This window comes from Methylophaga sp., from assembly GCF_048266885.1.
In the GTDB taxonomy this organism is placed as follows: domain Bacteria; phylum Pseudomonadota; class Gammaproteobacteria; order Nitrosococcales; family Methylophagaceae; genus Methylophaga.
On record NZ_JBLWYR010000002.1, the window covers coordinates 124,761 to 142,795 of the forward strand.

The following is an 18,035-nucleotide window of genomic DNA, read 5'->3' on the forward strand; positions in this document are numbered from 1 at the left end:
TTCTAGTCGTAAATTATTGATTAGTCTGACGACGCCGCAACATCCGAATACCCACCACAGCAAACCCCAGAATGCTCAGCACCACCAATAACATCAAGGCATCACGAGGACCTTGTCCCCAGAGATGACCGAGTTGTGCCCACTTGTGCAAGGTGGCAAAGACATTTCCTTCAAGGCGTTGACTGGCATCAGATTGATCCACTAACAAACCACTAGCTGCGTCGATGAAAAGGCTGGTTTTGTTGAGATCATTAAAATCCACCCGCCAAACTGGCAAACGCTTATTACGGAAATCGTATTCAGGGCCGAAATGGCTGATTCGCTGGATATTGTTGATATCTGGATCTTCAAATCCACTATGGCGTTTGGCCCAGTAACTCGCGATTTCAGAATCCGTAATGGCGACGGGTTGAGCTGAGACAACATCATAATAACGGGCCGGTTGCTCGGTAGATTGTCCATCAAAACGCTGATGATGCCCGACATGTTGATCCATGCTGCCTTCAGGCAACGCCACACGATATAAAAGTTGATTGTCCGGGCCTTGCATCAAGGTAATCGCCTGAACGGGTTGTTGCTGATAATCCTCTAACCATTCTGCTCTGGCGACCTCGCCCATTTTCGGTAAGCTGATTACATCAGGAAGTTGCAGACCTTGCTGACGTTCATTGCCGCTGTATGTCAGAAGATGCCAGATGCCGCTGATCAAAAATGCCAGCAAAGGAATCAAAATCCATAAAGACAAACGACGATGCCAGCGGCGACCGGCTTGGGGGATTCGTCGAGCGGGCATGGCCAATCTCAATCCAAAGCCGCTGATAATCATTAAGCCGAGCCCACCCAGCAAGGTCAGCATCAACGCCAGTCGTACCGGCTCGGCAATATTTTCCAACCATTGCCAGGTATGAAATGTCTGGAATAAGCCTTGGACCGTGTTTTTCCAGTTATTGGTCAATCCGGCTAATGCCGCAAATTCAGTATAGATATAGGCAGTGCGTTGGTCGGGGGTATCAAATGTAATCCGATATACCGGTAGGAGTCGATTTACCCAAGGATATTGATTATCAAAGTTTTCCTGCAACGTTACAGACTGGATAGGCGCTTGTTCCAGTCCAGTGAAATAGCGTGCTAACCAGCGTGCCTGTTGTTCATCATAATTCGGCCATTCCTCACCAGTTTGGAGACTGAAATAGCGCCGTGATGAGGATGATTCGGTAACTTGCAGTGCATTACCCTGCTCTGTTGGCACCACCTGAATCAGTTGAGCTTGAGATATATTTTGGCTGGATAGAATGGCTGGGACATTGCTCAACTCATCCGCTTGAATCGTAGTTTGTGGACCAAAAAACTTCGCAGATTGCGGCCCTGTCCAGACCATCAGAATATGCATGAGACCTGAACAGATAAACAAAAATAACGCGGCTGCCGCGACCCACCCAATAAACCGGTGAAGGCCACGACTTTTGCTAATCCACTGTGTACGGTTCATCGAGTAACCTTAATAATTACCAGTAACGGTATTCAAAGCCGACATAGACTGAGCGTGGCTCACCGGGAAATAGAATAGCGGCATCATCAGCGGCAGTACTTTGGACACTGTGCGTGGCAATGTAGTCACGATCAAACAGATTTCTTACTTCAGCAAATACTTGGAAAGATTGGTTTTCCCAACCTGCTTTTAAACCCATCAAAGCGTAATTGTCGACAGTATAATCATTCGCAAAATCAGCATAACGTTTGCCAATCAAGTCCATGGTCGGCCCAGCATAAAAGCCATTAGCATGACGATACATAACCTCACCACGAAGCGCGTAAGTTGGCGCGGCGGGTAATTCATTATTGCCCCAGGTATCGTCTTCATCAAAGTGAAAATTATTCAGTGTCAAACTCATTAATGGTGTGAGTCGGTGAGTACCGGATTCATCCAGCTGAATATCAGCACCAAGTAACGCTTCCATGCCGGTATGGGTTGTTTTATCGATATTGGTGGCGACACCAATGCCTTGTGCACCAGGAATTTCGGTGGAAAGAATTTCGTCTTTAATTTCGGCATGATAAATCGAGAAATCCCAGTTCCAGTCAAGCCAATCGTTTTGAGCATAGTGACCACGTGTGCCGATTTCAAATACCACACCGCTCATCGCATCTAATTCAACCGGATTTGCGCCAGTTTCATCCGTCAGTTGATAGTTTGTCGGTGGCTCGTAAATTCGGCTTAGATTACTGTAGAGGCTGGATTCATCAGTCATTTGATAAATCACACCAATATTGGGATTAATCGCTTGATAACGATCATCTGGATTATTGGTAATTGCGCCGCTGGCTATACTGCGTTGTTCCACTTCACGTTCGGCCGATACAAATTGTGCACCACCTACCAGAGTCCATTTATCGGCAAATTGCCAACGATCCATGGCATAAAACTCCAAAGTGCTGGCTTCTTCTTGATCATTGCTACGCTGAGTACCTCGCTGACCAAAATTATTGTTATATTGCCCGCCGTTGACCTCGGCCACGGCGTAGTTCACACCAAATAATAATTGATGATCATCCACACGATGATGATAACGAGCCATCGTAGAAACATTACGCTGACGGTTTTTTATGTAAAGGCTGAAAAACTGACCGAACACTATCGGATGATTCAGTTCCTGCTCTTCAAAGGCCAGACCGAATTCAAAACGGCGATTGGCGTCAATATCAATCGTCGTTTTATTCGCCAACCTGAATGCTTTGACATCACGCCGATAATCACCAAGATTTGCTACTTGAGTGGCCTGATCCGGATCATCACGAACCTGTTGCCGTGTCAAAGCGCCAGGTAATTCAATGTCGTTTTCCAGATGTGTCAGATAAAAACGCGTAGAAACTCTGTCGGTGAGTGCCAAGCCAGCATTCGCATAAATGCCCGTGCGTTGTTGCTCGGTCTGATCCCGATAACCATCGTATTGACGATCTTCAACGGTTATTGTCGCATCCAGCTTGTCATCAAAGATGCCGCTGGCACTGATACGGTTTTGAAACATGCCGTGACTGCCGATATTACTGAACAGACTAAAACGTGGCAGGTCATAAGCCGTTGGTGTAGCAAAATCAATCGCACCACCTAATGTACTCGCACCATACTTCATAGCGTTAGCACCGCGAGCGACCACAGCATATTTAGCACTGAGCGGATCTACAAACCTATTATGATTGTTACCGTCTGCACTAGTAACGGGTAAACCATCTTGCAGCAGTTTAATACCGTTTTTGTCATAATCAATGGAATCGAGGTTACTGCCACGGCTGGATAAGAATAACTCCTCACCACCCGCGCTACTGTTTGCCCACACACCTGGAACGTAACGCAACATATCAGCCAGACTGGCAACATGGCCTTGTTTCACATTATCCAAATCAACTAATGACACGCCGCCAGGTGTTAAGCGTAATTCGGATTCGGCATCAAGACGATTACTGCCTGCTGGAGAGAGGCGTTCTCCAGTGATTTCGACATCCTCAAGTTGCAATGCACCATGCTCCGCATGAACCGAAATGGGTAGGAGTCCAGCTAGAGTCAGCAAGCCGGTTAGTGTCTTAAAGTGGAAATTATGCCCTGCCATGTGAAGATCCTGAATTAAGCAAATTTCGTACTTTAAACAGTCTTCTTCAATAAAAAATAAGGCATTTGCCTCATGCCAAGGCAAATGCCCCAAATTTTGCTAGGAAGGTATCACGAGACCTTCTTTTAAAATAAATATGTTTTAAACGGCTTTATCCCAGAACACCTTTAATGATGATGTTCGCCGGTGCCATCAACCACTCTCACAAACGGTGCAGGATATTGCAGCGTGGATTGTCCATGACCACCGTGGCCAGCATGAGCTGAATGATCCATTTCAGCCGGGACATCAGTCATGTCCATTTGCTGATCATGCTGGTGTTGATGCATTTTTGCATGATCATGGTCACCTGAAGCTGCTGATTTTTCAGCCTGACCATGTTGATGCTCTTCATCCCGATCCTCTACATCTTCCATCATATCTATCACGCCTTTCGGAGCGGCTACTTTTGGCATGGTCTTTTTAGTCGGTTTGGTTTCAGCGATCTGATCCCAATGTAATTCTCCGCCCTCACATGTTTGGATAACGGGGAAATACAACACGCTGGTCGCACCCACACCAATTCGGCCACGGAAGATAAATTCATCAAAATGATTATCGCTTAATGAGTTACCCGACCAAGTGATTTGTCTTACCGCTTCGGTTATCTCAATACCATCACGAAAGAAAGGTCGTTCGACCGGCTTTTTTACTATTTCTAGTTGCCAGCCAGCTTTGGCCATCGGTTGTACAAATTGTAAGCCTTCAGGAATATCGACAGTGATTGTGGTGGTGGCAGAACCATTACAACCTTGAATGACGCTGAGTACACCTTTGTAATAGCTACCGCTTTCGGCTTGAGTTTGCTCCAATAAAACTTGAGCATTTGCCAGTTCTGGAATCATCAATGCCAGGCATAAAAGTTTTGTTTTCATATTTTCACCTTAATCCACTCATTAGGCATTCGATCAATATCTTATTTGAGCATATCGCGAATATTGGATAAATGGGCTTTGCCGCGTTCTTTTCGCTCTTCGGGATCAACTTGTGTTTTTTCGGTCATCCAGATCAAATCTTCTGGTGGTAATTCGCGAAGGAAGCGACTTTCTTCACAATCCACCTTTTCGCCATAACGTTTTCGGGTATTCGCCAGCGTCATGACCAAACTGCGTTGCGCCCTAGTAATGCCAACATACGCAAGGCGGCGCTCTTCTTCAATGGAGTCTTCTTCGATACTGGTTCGATGCGGCAGAATTTCTTCTTCCATACCGACAATAAAGACATGGGGGAATTCCAAGCCTTTTGCTGCATGTAATGTCATCAAATGCACTGCATCAGCCTGATTTTCATCGGCCTGTCGGTCCATGATATCCATCAAGGTTAAACGGGCAGCAATGTCACCGATTGATTTTTCTTCGGTGTCCTGATCAATCATCCGTTCGATCCAGCCGACCAACTCATCGACATTTTCCATACGTCGATTGGCTTTATTCGGATCGCCACTGACTTCTTCCAGCCAGCCGCGGTAATTGATTTCTTCGATCATATCCTTGATGGCATCCAGCAGATTGCCACGGGCTGCGCGATCAGCGATATCAATCAACCAGCGAGTAAAGACTTCCAGATTCTGTACCGATTTAGGCGGCAAGCTTTCCGCCAATCCCATTTCGAAGCATGCACCAAACATGCTGGTATTACGTTTGCCAGCGTATTCGCCAAGTGCTTGTAATGTGGAAGAACCGATACCTCTACGCGGGGTGTTAATGACTCGTAAGAAGGCATTATCGTCATCCTGATTGGCCAGAAGGCGTAGATAGGCCATGATATCTTTGACTTCAACTCGCGAGAAAAACGAAGTGCCGCCGGTCAGAAAATACGGAACGCTGTGTTCACGCAATACTTTTTCCAGCGAGCGGGATTGATGATTGCTGCGATACAAAATCGCGTAATCCTTAAAACTCGCCTGGTGTTTGAGCTTGTGATACAGCAGCTCGGAAATGACTTTTTCCGACTCATGTTCATCATCACGACAACCGATAACACGAATCGCATCACCCTCACCCATCGCGCTCCACAGCCTTTTTTCAAACACATGTGGATTATGGCTGATGAGTTTATTAGCTACTCGCAGGATACGACCCATCGAACGGTAATTCTGTTCGAGTTTAATCAGATTTAATCTGGGGAAGTCGGTTTGCAGCTGCACCAAGTTTTCCGGTCTTGCACCACGCCAAGAATAAACTGACTGGTCATCGTCTCCCACCACGGTTAGCTTTTCACGAATACCAACCAATTGTTTGACCAGCTCGTACTGACAGCCGTTGGTATCTTGGTATTCATCCACCAGCAGGTAATGAATTTTGGCCTGCCATTTTTGCAAAACATCACGATGTTCGCGAAACAAAATCACCGGTTTTAAAATTAGATCATCAAAATCCACAGCGTTGTAGGCCTGCAATGCCTGCACGTAACGCGGGTAAACCTTGGCAGCAAATTCTTCCTGGGCTCCATCGGCTATCTGGGCAGCCTGTTCCGGCAGAATCAGCTGGTTTTTCCATTTTGAAATCAGGTTTTGCACTTCCTGAGCGTGATCACTGTCAGCAGCAAAATCGCGTCCCATCAAATCGCGAAATACCGCCAATGAATCCTGAGCATCAAAAATCGAAAAACCAGGACGATAGCCTAGCGATTTGCCATCACGGCGCAGGATATTCAAGCCAAGTGTATGGAATGTGGAGACCATCAAACCGCGTGCTGAGGCCTGGCGTGTAGACATCAAATCAGCCACCCGCTCCTTCATCTCACGGGCAGCTTTATTGGTAAAGGTTACGGCGGCAATATTGCTGGCTTTGATGCCGCATTGCTCAATCAGATAGGCAATCTTACGGGTAATAACCCGCGTCTTGCCACTGCCGGCACCAGCTAATACTAACAAAGGTCCATCGATGTAACGCACAGCTTCCCGCTGTTCCGGATTGAGATCTTTCACTAAATATTAATTCGCTGTGTCGAGGCGTCGATAGCCGATGGCTTCTGTTAAATGGACTGTTTGAATGTCAGGTGAACCAGCCAAATCAGCAATGGTGCGGGCTACTTTTAAAATACGATGATAAGCACGCGCCGATAGCCCAAACTGGCTGATGGCTTTTTCGACTAATTGAAAATCTTTATCTGACAAGGTGCAAAAAACCTCTAGTTCTTTATGTTGCAGGGACGCATTGGCTTTGTTGGCACGTTTCAGTTGAATCTGCCGCGCTTGAATAACCCTTTGTCGAACCACTTCACTGGACTCTGGAGGGACATCATTTGGCTGAGGCCGTAACAGTTTTTTATCCACTGCTGGTACCTCCATCAACATATCAATGCGATCCAATAACGGGCCGGAGATCTTACCACGGTAGCGCCTGACTTGCTCTTCTGTGCAATGACATCTTGCCTGCCCTAAATAACCGCAGGGACAGGGATTCATTGCGGCAACTAATTGAAATTTAGAGGGAAATTCTGCTTGATTGGCAGCGCGGGAAATTGTTATTTTTCCTGATTCAATTGGCTCGCGTAAAACTTCTAAAACTTTGCGATCAAACTCCGGCAGCTCATCAAGGAACAACACACCATGATTTGCCAAAGAAATCTCGCCTGGTTTAGGCTGACTGCCACCACCAACCAAAGCCACCGCCGAAGCCGTATGATGTGGTGCGCGGAATGGTCTTTGCATCCAGTTTTCAACTTGAAAACCCGCAGACGATATTGAATGAATCGTCGCTGTTTCAATGGCTTGCTGCTCAGTCATCGGTGGCAGAATTCCCGGCAATCGACTAGCCAGCATAGTTTTTCCGGTTCCGGGTGGCCCAGCGAAAAGGATGCTGTGTTGGCCTGCAGCAGCAATTTCCAAAGCCCGTCTGGCTGAAGCCTGACCACGGACATCTGCTAAATCAGCATAATTATTTTGACTATTCTGCTGTTGATTTATATTGGGCGATAAACGCAATTGATCATGCAAATGTGCACAGACTTCCAGCAACGTCTTGGCAGCAAAACTCTCCCCCTGTTCAGTAAGCGCGGCCTCTTCAGCATTCTCAAACGGCACCATTAATTGTCGGTTAGCCTCAGATGTGGCTAATGCTGTAGGTAACACACCACGAACAGCACGTAATTCACCCGTCAGACCCAGCTCACCGATAAATTCCATACCAATTAACGATTGCACCGGAATTTGATTGGAAGCCGCCAGAATGCCCAATGCAATCGGCAAATCGAATCGCCCCCCTTCTTTAGGCAAATCTGCCGGAGCCAGATTGATGGTGATACGTTGTTGAGGAAAATTGAACTGAGAGTTAATCAACGCTGAACGCACGCGATCCTTGCTTTCCTTCACCGCTGTTTCCGCCATGCCGACAATCGACAGACTGGGCAGACCATTAGAAAGATGCACTTCAACCGTCACTGCCTGAGCATAAATACCGGTCAAAGCACGACTGTAAACCGTGGCAATACTCATATTCCTTCCCTGGAAAATTAGTGTGAATTGATTCTAGCGGATATGTCGTGAGTGATGAAGGCCAAAGTCGGTTTAATCAAACCTAGTTATCAGTTTCTTTTATCAATAAAAAAGGAGGTCAGATATGTTAAATATCTGACCTCCTTGATTAGCAGATGGAATTACCAGTTATAGTTAACCGTAGCTAGGACTTCGCGGCCCGGATTGTAATAATCGGCTGTGCCAGATCCCACTACATGTTGTTCATCAAAAAGGTTACGTACATAAACCGTTAAATCAGTATTTTGGTAAAACTCGTAACTGAATGAAGAATCAACCAAAGTAGCTGAATCGCTTTTTGCAGAATTCACTGCATCGAAATAGTAAGATCCGGTATAACGAACACCAAGTCCCAAACTCATATCTCTAGCTGGGAAGGTGTAATGTCCCCAAACTGAAGCCATTTGTTTAGGCGCAGCAGTAAATTCATTTCCTTTAATGGAAGAGCCATCACGCAGTGTGCCGCTTACGACTTCTGTCTCCATGTAGGAATAACCACCCGTCAAGCTGAAATTATCGGTCAATTCAACTTTGGCCTCAAAATCCACACCTTTCACTCTTGACTCACCAATCGTTTCCCGTTCAATTGTTCCATTATCTTGTACAACGGCGATAGTGACATCGTCTTTGCTCAGATCATAGATAGCCATTGAATAAAGTGCGTTAGAACCAGTAGGAGAAAATTTCAAGCCCACTTCATATTGCTTACCACGCTCTGGTTTTACGCCAATTGATGGGGGAGCAACCGATTCAACCATACTAATATAAGTGGACACTTCGTCTGTAACTTTATAGGTTAGTGCGCCACGCAATGATGTTTCAGTTAAATTATCCGACGTTTCGAATCCAGTAATATCCGTACTTGAAAGATCCATGTGATCAGTACGAACTCCAGCGGTAACAATAAAACGCTCAGCAAATGACAGGTTTTGTTGTAGAAAAATAGACTCCGTGGTGTAATCCTGATCATTAGCACTATAGGGTGCTGGAAGATTCGTAATGCCGCTGTAAACTGGATTTGCAATATTGATAGGAGCGACTACAGTCGCATCATAAATACTACTGTCTTCGGTAGATGCATCACGATACTCAACACCAATGAGCGTACTTGTATCAAAGTGCTCAAACCGAGCATCATATTGCACAAGTGCGTTACCTATTAGCTCCTGAGCTTGACTGTCTGTCCCAAAATAAGCTCTGTTTGCACCTGCGGCACTTGATGTGCCTGTCAAATAAGCATAACCAAAATCATCGGTTAAATCGCTGTAGCGTAAATTCGCACGAACAATAAAACCGTTATCAAAGTCATGACTGAACATGCCGGTTATGCTGGTGCGTTCTACTTCCTGAGAATTGAAATCGGGTTCACCATAAAACTCATCGCGGTCATATTCCCTGTCTTTAGGATAACCACCACTGTTAGGCGTACTATCGCGATTCAGGTAATCCAATAATAATGTCGCAGAGGTGAAATCTGTTGGCTCCCAGGTAATGCCCCCCATAAAGAACTCATTATCATCTTTGGAATGATCGTATTCGCGTTCGCTGTCCTGAAATTTACCGGTAAAGCGGTAAGCCAGTGTTTTGTCTTCGTTTAGGGTGTCACCGACATCAATACCGACCTCTTTACGGTCAAATGAACCATAGCGGGCATAACCACTACCAAACTGCTCAAATTTTGGCGTTTTGCTAACAAAATTGACTGACCCACCCGGATCAGCAGCCCCAAACAAAGTTGAGTTAGCACCACGCAAGACTTCAACACGCTCGAAGGCATAGGCATCTTCACGAACGCCACGCATTGAACCTAATGTCATACCATCACGGTATGTCGTGGCTTGAAAGCCGCGGATCTGGAAATAATCATTACGATCATCGGTTCCATAAAAATCCGTGATTATGCCAGGCGTGTATTGAAGTACTTCTTCTGTAGTGCTGGCATGACGTTGCTCAATTTCTTTTTCTGTAATCACTGAGACGGAAGCTGGCGTATCCAAAATACTGGTAGCCACTTTACCGCCTACCGAAATTTCCTGAGCTACGATTGAATTGGCATCATCGTCAGCCAGTGCCTGAGTATTAACAATGATTGGAGAGAAACGATAGACTTCTTTATCACTTTCTTCTTGTGCTTTTACGCTGAGGGATACAACAACAAATGGACTACAGAGAAGAAGCGTCACTGTATTACATTGAAATTTGGTGCCCATTGCTTTTAACTGGATTTTTTTATCAAAATTAGACATTTATCTTCCACTTACCAAGAGAAAAATTGTCGCTTGTTTAGCGACAATAAGTGGATAAATTATCTTCTATGGCGGGTCAACAGTCAATGATAATCTAAATAACAATCATTATTATATGCGGACGAATGGAACATATGATGTCTGTTAAGTATTCTTCAAAAAAGCTTACTTTTACGAAACGTTAAATTGTCTAACCATCGCCGTGAGTTTTTCACTTAACTTGGCAATTTCCTGGCTGGCTTTAGAGACTTGTTCCGAGCCTTCTGCCGTGCTTTCAGACACTTGTTGAATGGTATGGATATTTCGGTTGATATCATTGACCACATGGCTTTGTTCATCTGCCGCTGTGGCGATCGATGAATTCATTTCGGTGATTGCACGAACTGATTGGGTAATGGCCAACAAAGAGCCTGTCGCTTCGGTGCCTTTGGCAACGAGCTGGGTAATACTCGACTGGTTTTGTTCCATAGATTGAACGGCATTATCTGATCCAGCTTGTAATGTGGAAACCAGTGATTCAATTTGTTGTGTCGATTGTTGTGTCCGTTGAGCGAGTGTACGAACTTCATCTGCCACGACGGCAAAACCACGTCCCTGGTCCCCTGCTCTGGCGGCTTCAATAGCCGCATTCAGCGCCAGTAGATTGGTTTGCTCAGCGATATTTTTGATGACATCTAGAATAAGTCCGATGTTTTCGCTATCGGTCTTCACTTTTCTAATCACACCGGACGAATCATTAATTTCAGATGCTAATGCGTTAATGGCTTCCATGATTTCTTCAACAACGCGTCTTCCGGCATTTGAATCGGTTTCCCCTTTGCGTGCGGCATTAGATGCTCGGTCGGCATTGGCCGCCACCGCTTCTACGGTTGCGGTCATTTGATTGATAGCAGTAGCAACCTGGGTCGTTTCATTTTTCTGTTTAGCGATGTTGGTGTTGGTTGATTCGCTGACGACAGATGTTTCCTCTGCGGCGGTAGATAACTGCTCTGACGCAGAAGTAATACCAACGACCAATTCTTGTAGCTTTTCGACAAACGCGTTAAACACGCTGCCCATTGCACCCACTTCATCTTTGCTGGTGAAGGTCATTCGTCTGGTTAAATCGTTATCCTGCGCCATGGCACTGAGGGTGGTCATAACCTCTTTAATGGGCCGAACGATATTATTGATGATGATTTTTGAAATGAATACACCAAGAAACAATGATGCTGCAGCGATGGCTATCAAGCTAAGAATACTGGCATTTTGTTTCTGTTCAACATTGCTGACCGCACGTTGGGAAATATTGTCAATACTCGCCTTCATCGCTGCCAAGGTGACAAATAATTCCGCTTCGATGTTTTTAAGCTCTCGCTGCTGCTCTTCAGACAAATAGCCACCGCCGGACATGCTGCCGCCACGTTTGATGATTTTGATCGCTGCATCCACGTATGACTGATAGTTCTGCTGCTGTTGCACGATGATTTCAGTGTTTTCTGACATGCTCGTCACATCAGCTAACATCTCCGCTTGCAGATTTGTGCTCTTAGCTTGCTCAAGAATGCTAACCAAATCTTCCAAGGTCAGTTGACTCTCAGCGGTGATATTCTCTATCTCTTCGAAGTGGGTCTTGATAATGCTTCTGGCTGCACCAGAGCGGGCATCCAGCAAAAGAGACTGTAAGGTAGCCGCTTTTTTATACTGAAGTTCACTGGTCTTCGCGACTCGTCGTTCAAGCGGAATAACCATCTCATTCATCACTGAAAACTCTTGCGATATCTCTTGCATTTTTAAGATCGCAAAAGCAGCAATCAAAAGTTGGGTCAGCCCCAAAACAATGACTACAGTGAAAATTTTCTTGCCGATTGGCAGGTTATTTATGAACTTCATTCTTCATCCCGATAAATGAACAGTTTAAAGCCAGCCAATGTGGACGGCTTTTTTGGAGAGACGTTAGTATAGCGGCACTCTTAGCGCATTTATTAGGAAATTTTCCTAGAAAAAACTGAGAAAGAAAAAACTCCATAATTTTTAAGTTGAACCTAACTAAAAAAATACTGATTTCACAGAATTTTCACAGTTTATTTTTTAGGGTCTTTTGAAGTCGTTTTTCCAGACCGCGAATAAATCGTTTCAAACACAACGTTTCACTCCATTTATAAAACTTCGGTTTCGCATCCTTGGTAAAGCATTTTTGAACCAAAGGTAATCCAACAAATAATCGGCATAGATTCACGGAAGACCTTACTCATACACGGAGAAATCATGCTTCAAAGTCGATTGAGCACCGCTATTTCCACCATTCTTCTTCTCACTTCCACCAGCCTCGCAGCAGATCAGATTCTGCTTGATGATGGCAGTGTTCTCAAAGGTTCTATCAAACAGATATCTGAAGGCAAAGTGGTTATGGATACCGCCTTTGCTGATGAAGTTACCGTTGATTTCAATCGGGTGACACAAATCAGTACCGATCAAAAACACCTTATCGAACTCGATAGTAGTGACCGAGTGTTGGGTCAACTGACTGTCAACGAACAGGGTCAGCATCAGTTGACCGGTACAGCGTTTGGTACAGTGGATATTGATCCAAAACGCATTAATACGCTGTGGGAAACGGATGCAGTGCAACCGCAAACCGCTGCAATGGAACAGCAATATCAGCAGGAAATTGAGCAAATCAAAACCACTCAGGCACAAGAAAAAGCTGAGCTAGAGAAAACTTACACGGCTGAAGTAGAACAGCTACGTGCAGAACGCGAGGCGCTGTTGGATCCATGGAGTGGGAATCTGGCATTTGGTGTTCAGGGTGCCAGTGGTAACACCGATAGGATGGCGGTCACCGGCCGTGGTGAATTGAATCGCGAAACAGTAAATGAAAGACTGGGCATGTATCTGGAAATCAATTACGCCAAGGAAGATGACGAGCAGACTGAAAACGAAAAACTAGCCGGCATTAAATTAGAACGTGACATCAGTGAAAACTATTTCGCTCGTGGCAGTGCCGACTTTGAGATTGATGATTTCGAAGAATTGGATTTACGGGCAATCACTACAGCCAGTTTGGGTCGATTCTTTATTCGTGAACCGGATCTAGTATTTAAAGGCTTTGCTGGTGTCGGTTATCGGTTTGAAAGTTATTCTGATGGCACGACTGAAAAAGATCCAACCGGCGTTTTGGGTTATGAAACTAATTACAACCTCAACAGCCGTCTGAATCTATTTCATGATTTAACTTATTACCCTTCGTTTAGCAGTCCCGGACAAAATTATCTGCTGGTCACTAATTTTGGTGCAGAAATGCCGATTACCAATGACGAAGCCTGGAAGTTAAGGGCCAGTCTTCGAAGCCAGTACAACAGTCAACCGGCTCTTGATGCAGAAACGACTGATACGAACTATCGCTTGAATCTGGTTTACGACTGGGAGTAAATGCCTTGGGGGACAGCCTCTAGCAGATAATCGACAAACCCCGGCCGTTTCTGTTGAGCGGTCGGATGCTGAATAATATATGACCAAAAATGAAGATTAGATTACGATTTAATGACAGAAGGTGTTTCAGCAGAAATAAAAAAACCGCCGTAGCAGAGCATACGGCGGTTTTGATAAAACAGATTAAGTGAAAACTTAATCGAGATAGCTGCAGCAATAATCAACCAGTTCGGTGATTTCAATATCAAATGATGAATTGGCTGGTACATTGAATGATTGACCATAGGTAATCGGTGTCCATTCAGTGTCACCATCCAGACGGTAACGCAATTGTCCGGCGAGAATTTCCATTAACTCGGCTTTTTCGGTGCCAAATTTGTATTCGCCCGGCATCATGATGCCAAGTGTTTTATAACTGCCATCCTCAAACGTCACTTTGCGGCTGGTTACTTTGCCATCGAAATAGATATTGGCTTCACGGGTCACCGTGACATTTTCAAATGCAGACATACGGCTCTCTTTAGTTAAAATTTGAAGAAATATACGCCTGAGTTATCGAGGTGTCATCCAGTCTTTCATCTCTTTATACCCTTTTGGTACTTCATAGACGTATAGGCTATCGGTTTTGGTTTCTGTCCAGGTGGCACCATTACGATCAACGTAATGAATCGTGTCGCCATCTTTCTTAACAGCGTAATGCACATAGTTGCTGGTGGAGGTTGGATCAGTAAATACAAAACCATGCTGCATTTTTAAAGACACATCATGATCAACACCTTTCTGATAGGTACCCAAGGCCTTAGTCACCCGCCACCAGTAATAATCGTAGCTTGAGGCATTATTTTTGTATTCCATGGCTCGGATATGTTTTGCGCCTTGCATATTGGCTTCTTCGTGCCAATAACCATCCAACTCCTGTGCAGTGATCTGCGGTGGACGGACAAATTCATATAAACCATTGTTAAAGCTGAATGTCTGTTTTTGCCAATCAACCTGGGTATTAATCGTTTTATTCGAAACTTTACTGCCTTCGGCTGGTGTCATGGTTAATTGACCATCATCGGCCAACTCCACCTTATAGGTATTTTGCGGATCAGCTTCACCAGTAGGTGATAAAAATGCAATGCCGTTTTCAAAGGTTAAAACCCCGCGTCCAGAAGTATCCACCCACAGTCCCTGCAAGTTTTGCTGGTTGTTTTGACTGATAGTCGTAGCTGACTGGGTTGATGTGTCAGCCTGAACGCTTGCCATCATTGGCATTGATAGCAGCAATGCCGCTACCGGAAATAAAACTCCTGCTTTTTTCATTTCTTTCTCTCTCTTTCTTATTGGTGTGGTAAATCGTTTTATTTATTAATTGACTGTTCGAGTTCTGCGACTCTTAGTTCTAAAGCTTCCAGCTTTTCACGGGTACGCAGCAAAACCTGCGACTGCACTTCAAATTCTTCTCGTGTGACTAAATCTAACTTATTAAATGTGGATGTCATGGCAGCACGAATATTTTTTTCGGCATCATCCCGCATCTGCAACAAACCTGGGGGTAAAGCCCGGGTAATGGTGTCAGCAATTTCATCGAATTTTTTTGGATCAATCATGGTAGTTCCTTTTTAGGGTCCGTTTATCTTTATACATAGCCTATTCTACGGTAGTTAAATTTTGATGCTACATCTTGTGATAAATGCATTTCATAGATGAAAACCTTCTGGCAAAAATTTGCGTAAATAATTGCATCTGCACAAGAAAAAAGTACAAATATGACAAAAATATTACAAATAGATTGAATAAACACTTAGTTATGCAATATTCTCAGACCTAACTAATTTTATTCGCTTTATTATGGGATCTAAATTGCAGCTTACCAATAACTCCTCACATCCAAAAAATAATCTTAACTTTGATTCACTTTGGCATCTTTATACAAATTGGTTTGAAGAACCTAACGTTTGCCGAGGCGGATGGAGTGGCGTGATAAAGCAACCGATACAAACTGAATCAGGAGCTGTCGAAGCTTTCATCAAACGCCAGGAAAATCACGTCAGTAAAACCCTGTTACATCCCATCAAAGGTCAGGCTACGTTCAGTAAGGAATATCGCAATATTCAGCGACTAACCAAAAAAAATATCCCTACACTTAAAACGTTATTCTTTGGTCAACAAGGCATGAAAGCTATATTGGTGACGAAAGCACTCCAGGACTATCAGCCCTTAGATATCGCCTCTCTGGATTTAGATCGGTTGCAAAAACGGGTACTGCTCACTGAAGTCGCTAAAAATTTAAGACTCATGCATCAACATCACTTTCAACATAACTGTCTTTATTCAAAACATATCTTTGTTAAATATGTTGATGGTGCATGGAGAATTCGTTTTATTGATCTGGAAAAACTTAAATGGCAACTTTTCAAAAGAAATGCCATTAATCGCGATTTAATTACACTGTATCGTCACTCTGCTGGAAACTGGTCAGAGAAAGATAAATTGTTCTTTTTCCTTGCTTATCAGCAAGAAGAAAAGCTTTCACCCCGCTCCAAAAAACTATGGCGAAAGTTACAAATGAAAAACGCCAGAAAAAGTAAAAGGTTTTTTACCGAGTTAGTAGCATCATAAGCGAAAAGAGTTACTTTCCACTCAATAATGAACCAAAGATTCCACGTACCAAACGCCTACCAATCTGGCTGCCCACTGAACGCATTGCACTTTTGGTAAAAGCTTCAAACACCGATTCACGATTATTTTTGCGAGCGGGTTTGACGGTTTCTTTTGCGGCTTCGGTTTGTTCAGCCAACGCTGCCTGCTGCATTTTTTCCGCACGTTCCGCCAGAATTTCATGAGCAGATTCCCGATCTAGCATTTTCTCGTACACACCTGCCACCAGAGAGTTTTGCATTAACTGCTGACGCTGCTGTGGTGTGATTGGACCAATTTGGCCTTGTGGAGGTTTTATCATGGTTCGCTGAACAATTTGCGGGCGACCCTTTTCATCCAGCATGGAAACTAACGCTTCACCAACGCCCATTTCAGTAATAACGTCGGTCGTCGAAAAAGCCGGATTATCACGAAATGTTTCGGCTGCTGCTTTAACAGCTTTTTGATCTTTGGCGGTATAAGCACGCAGAGCATGCTGGATACGATTACCTAATTGTCCCAGCACGCTGTCGGGAATATCGGTCGGATTCTGGGTTACAAAATACACGCCTACACCCTTGGATCGAATCAACCGCACGACTTGTTCAATTTTATCCAGCAACGCTTTAGGCGCATCATCAAATAACAGATGTGCCTCATCAAAAAACAACACCAGTTTAGGCTTCTCCGGATCGCCCACTTCGGGCAATTGTTCAAACAACTCGGCTAGTAGCCATAATAAAAACGTACTGTACAGCTGCGGAGACTGCATTAACTTATCTGCCGCTAATAAATTAATGATGCCCTTGCCCTGCACATCGGTTTGCAGCAAATCATCTAGATTCAATACTGGCTCGGCAAACAGTTTGTCGGCACCCTGATCCTCGAGAACCAAAAGACGCCGTTGAATCGCGCCAACACTGGCTGATGAAATATTGCCGTACAAGGTCTGGAAATCGCTGGCGTTCTCCGCGACAAATTGCAGCATAGCCCGCAAGTCTTTCAAATCCAAAACCAGCCAACCATTATCGTCGGCGACCCGAAAAATGAGTGTTAACACGCCTTGCTGGGTGTCATTTAAATTCATTAACCGTGACAGTAATAACGGCCCCATATCAGATATGGTGGTGCGAACCGGATGTCCCTGCTCACCAAATACATCCCAGAAAGTGGTCGGAAAGCCGGAAAACTGAAAATCATCCAACTGCATCAAATTAACGCGTTCAGTGATTTTAGGGTGGGTTTTACCAGGCTTGCTGATACCGGATAAATCGCCTTTAATATCGGCGGCAAATACCGGTACACCGATATTGCTAAAGGCTTCAGCAAGCCCTTGCAGGGTTACTGTTTTCCCGGTGCCGGTGGCGCCAGCTACTAATCCGTGACGATTAGCCATTTGCGGCAGCAAAAAGACCGGTTGCTCAGCTTGTCCTATAAACATGGGTTGTGCCATGTGCTCTCCTTATCTTAATCCGTTAGTTTTAGGGATATTCATTAGCAAAATCTGGTCAACAATATTGTCTGGTCTACACGTTATCCGTTTGCGGACTATTATGATGCAAGCTATGCTGTATCCATCCAAACGGGTTTTACACCACACCATAACGTTAAATAATAAGCTTTTTATCAAAG

At 44.5% G+C, this 18,035-nt stretch carries 13 protein-coding genes; 2 read left to right on the forward strand and 11 right to left on the reverse strand.

Features of this window, described 5'->3' with window-relative positions; all coding sequences use genetic code 11:
- Nucleotides 1-13: 13 nt before the first annotated feature.
- The 7 genes from ACN0V2_RS01725 to ACN0V2_RS01755 all read right to left on the reverse strand — a co-directional run bounded on the left by ACN0V2_RS01725 (nt 14) and on the right by ACN0V2_RS01755 (nt 12,239).
- Nucleotides 14-1,489: a PepSY domain-containing protein gene (locus ACN0V2_RS01725; protein ID WP_417549063.1), complete on the reverse strand. Its 1,476-nt coding sequence runs from the start codon at nt 1,487-1,489 to the stop codon at nt 14-16.
- A 16-nt stretch (nt 1,490-1,505) separates the two neighbouring features.
- The gene (locus ACN0V2_RS01730) at nt 1,506-3,605 is read right to left on the reverse strand and encodes a TonB-dependent receptor family protein (protein WP_417549064.1); all 2,100 of its coding nucleotides are present in this window, start codon (nt 3,603-3,605) and stop codon (nt 1,506-1,508) included.
- Nucleotides 3,606-3,772: 167 nt separating this feature from the next.
- On the reverse strand, nt 3,773-4,519 hold the full coding sequence (locus ACN0V2_RS01735; RefSeq protein WP_417549065.1) for a YcnI family protein: 747 nt from the start codon (nt 4,517-4,519) through the stop codon (nt 3,773-3,775).
- Nucleotides 4,520-4,560: 41 nt separating this feature from the next.
- Nucleotides 4,561-6,573, reverse strand: a complete 2,013-nt coding sequence (gene rep, locus ACN0V2_RS01740; protein WP_417549066.1) for a DNA helicase Rep — start codon at nt 6,571-6,573, stop codon at nt 4,561-4,563.
- Nucleotides 6,574-6,579: 6 nt separating this feature from the next.
- Entirely contained in the window at nt 6,580-8,082 is a 1,503-nt protein-coding gene (locus ACN0V2_RS01745) for a YifB family Mg chelatase-like AAA ATPase (protein WP_417549067.1), read from the reverse strand.
- 161 nt (nt 8,083-8,243) lie between these two features.
- The gene (locus ACN0V2_RS01750) at nt 8,244-10,367 is read right to left on the reverse strand and encodes a TonB-dependent siderophore receptor (protein ID WP_417549068.1); all 2,124 of its coding nucleotides are present in this window, start codon (nt 10,365-10,367) and stop codon (nt 8,244-8,246) included.
- Nucleotides 10,368-10,538: 171 nt separating this feature from the next.
- Nucleotides 10,539-12,239 (reverse strand): methyl-accepting chemotaxis protein, encoded by a 1,701-nt coding sequence (locus ACN0V2_RS01755; protein WP_417549069.1) that lies wholly within the window; start codon nt 12,237-12,239, stop codon nt 10,539-10,541.
- Nucleotides 12,240-12,614: 375 nt separating this feature from the next.
- Here ACN0V2_RS01755 and ACN0V2_RS01760 point away from each other — a divergent pair, with 375 nt between their 5' ends.
- A complete protein-coding gene (locus ACN0V2_RS01760; protein ID WP_417549070.1) occupies nt 12,615-13,778 on the forward strand; it encodes a DUF481 domain-containing protein in 1,164 nt (387 codons plus the stop codon).
- Between the two features lie 195 nt (nt 13,779-13,973).
- Here the strand turns inward: ACN0V2_RS01760 and ACN0V2_RS01765 are convergent, their stop codons facing one another.
- From ACN0V2_RS01765 to ubiK, 3 genes are read right to left on the reverse strand one after another with little or no spacing between them, the layout of a single operon-like run.
- Nucleotides 13,974-14,288, reverse strand: coding sequence for a pyrimidine/purine nucleoside phosphorylase (locus ACN0V2_RS01765; protein ID WP_417549071.1), 315 nt, complete (start codon nt 14,286-14,288; stop codon nt 13,974-13,976).
- 42 nt (nt 14,289-14,330) lie between these two features.
- Nucleotides 14,331-15,086 carry a hypothetical protein gene (locus ACN0V2_RS01770; RefSeq protein WP_417549072.1) on the reverse strand — a complete coding sequence of 252 codons (756 nt, stop codon included), beginning with the start codon at nt 15,084-15,086 and terminating at the stop codon, nt 14,331-14,333.
- Nucleotides 15,087-15,124: 38 nt separating this feature from the next.
- Nucleotides 15,125-15,373, reverse strand: coding sequence for a ubiquinone biosynthesis accessory factor UbiK (gene ubiK, locus ACN0V2_RS01775; RefSeq protein ID WP_417549073.1), 249 nt, complete (start codon nt 15,371-15,373; stop codon nt 15,125-15,127).
- Nucleotides 15,374-15,626: 253 nt separating this feature from the next.
- Between ubiK and ACN0V2_RS01780 the strand changes: the two genes are divergently transcribed.
- Entirely contained in the window at nt 15,627-16,385 is a 759-nt protein-coding gene (locus ACN0V2_RS01780) for a lipopolysaccharide kinase InaA family protein (protein ID WP_417549074.1), read from the forward strand.
- Between the two features lie 10 nt (nt 16,386-16,395).
- Here ACN0V2_RS01780 and ACN0V2_RS01785 read toward each other — a convergent pair whose 3' ends face one another.
- Complete coding sequence (locus ACN0V2_RS01785) at nt 16,396-17,856, reverse strand: helicase HerA-like C-terminal domain-containing protein (RefSeq protein ID WP_417549075.1); 1,461 nt, start codon at nt 17,854-17,856, stop codon at nt 16,396-16,398.
- Nucleotides 17,857-18,035: the final 179 nt, after the last annotated feature.

Bases quoted from the DNA above. Each gene is read 5' to 3' on its own strand.
- ACN0V2_RS01725 (WP_417549063.1), bottom strand. From the start codon at position 1,489: ATGAACCGTACACAGTGGATTAGCAAAAGTCGTGGCCTTCACCGGTTT.
- ACN0V2_RS01730 (WP_417549064.1), bottom strand. From the start codon at position 3,605: ATGGCAGGGCATAATTTCCACTTTAAGACACTAACCGGCTTGCTGACT.
- ACN0V2_RS01755 (WP_417549069.1), bottom strand. From the start codon at position 12,239: ATGAAGTTCATAAATAACCTGCCAATCGGCAAGAAAATTTTCACTGTA.
- ACN0V2_RS01785 (WP_417549075.1), bottom strand. From the start codon at position 17,856: ATGGCACAACCCATGTTTATAGGACAAGCTGAGCAACCGGTCTTTTTG.
- ACN0V2_RS01770 (WP_417549072.1), bottom strand. From the start codon at position 15,086: ATGAAAAAAGCAGGAGTTTTATTTCCGGTAGCGGCATTGCTGCTATCA.
- ACN0V2_RS01760 (WP_417549070.1), top strand. From the start codon at position 12,615: ATGCTTCAAAGTCGATTGAGCACCGCTATTTCCACCATTCTTCTTCTC.
- ACN0V2_RS01745 (WP_417549067.1), bottom strand. From the start codon at position 8,082: ATGAGTATTGCCACGGTTTACAGTCGTGCTTTGACCGGTATTTATGCT.
- ubiK (WP_417549073.1), bottom strand. From the start codon at position 15,373: ATGATTGATCCAAAAAAATTCGATGAAATTGCTGACACCATTACCCGG.
- ACN0V2_RS01765 (WP_417549071.1), bottom strand. From the start codon at position 14,288: ATGTCTGCATTTGAAAATGTCACGGTGACCCGTGAAGCCAATATCTAT.
- ACN0V2_RS01750 (WP_417549068.1), bottom strand. From the start codon at position 10,367: ATGTCTAATTTTGATAAAAAAATCCAGTTAAAAGCAATGGGCACCAAA.
- ACN0V2_RS01735 (WP_417549065.1), bottom strand. From the start codon at position 4,519: ATGAAAACAAAACTTTTATGCCTGGCATTGATGATTCCAGAACTGGCA.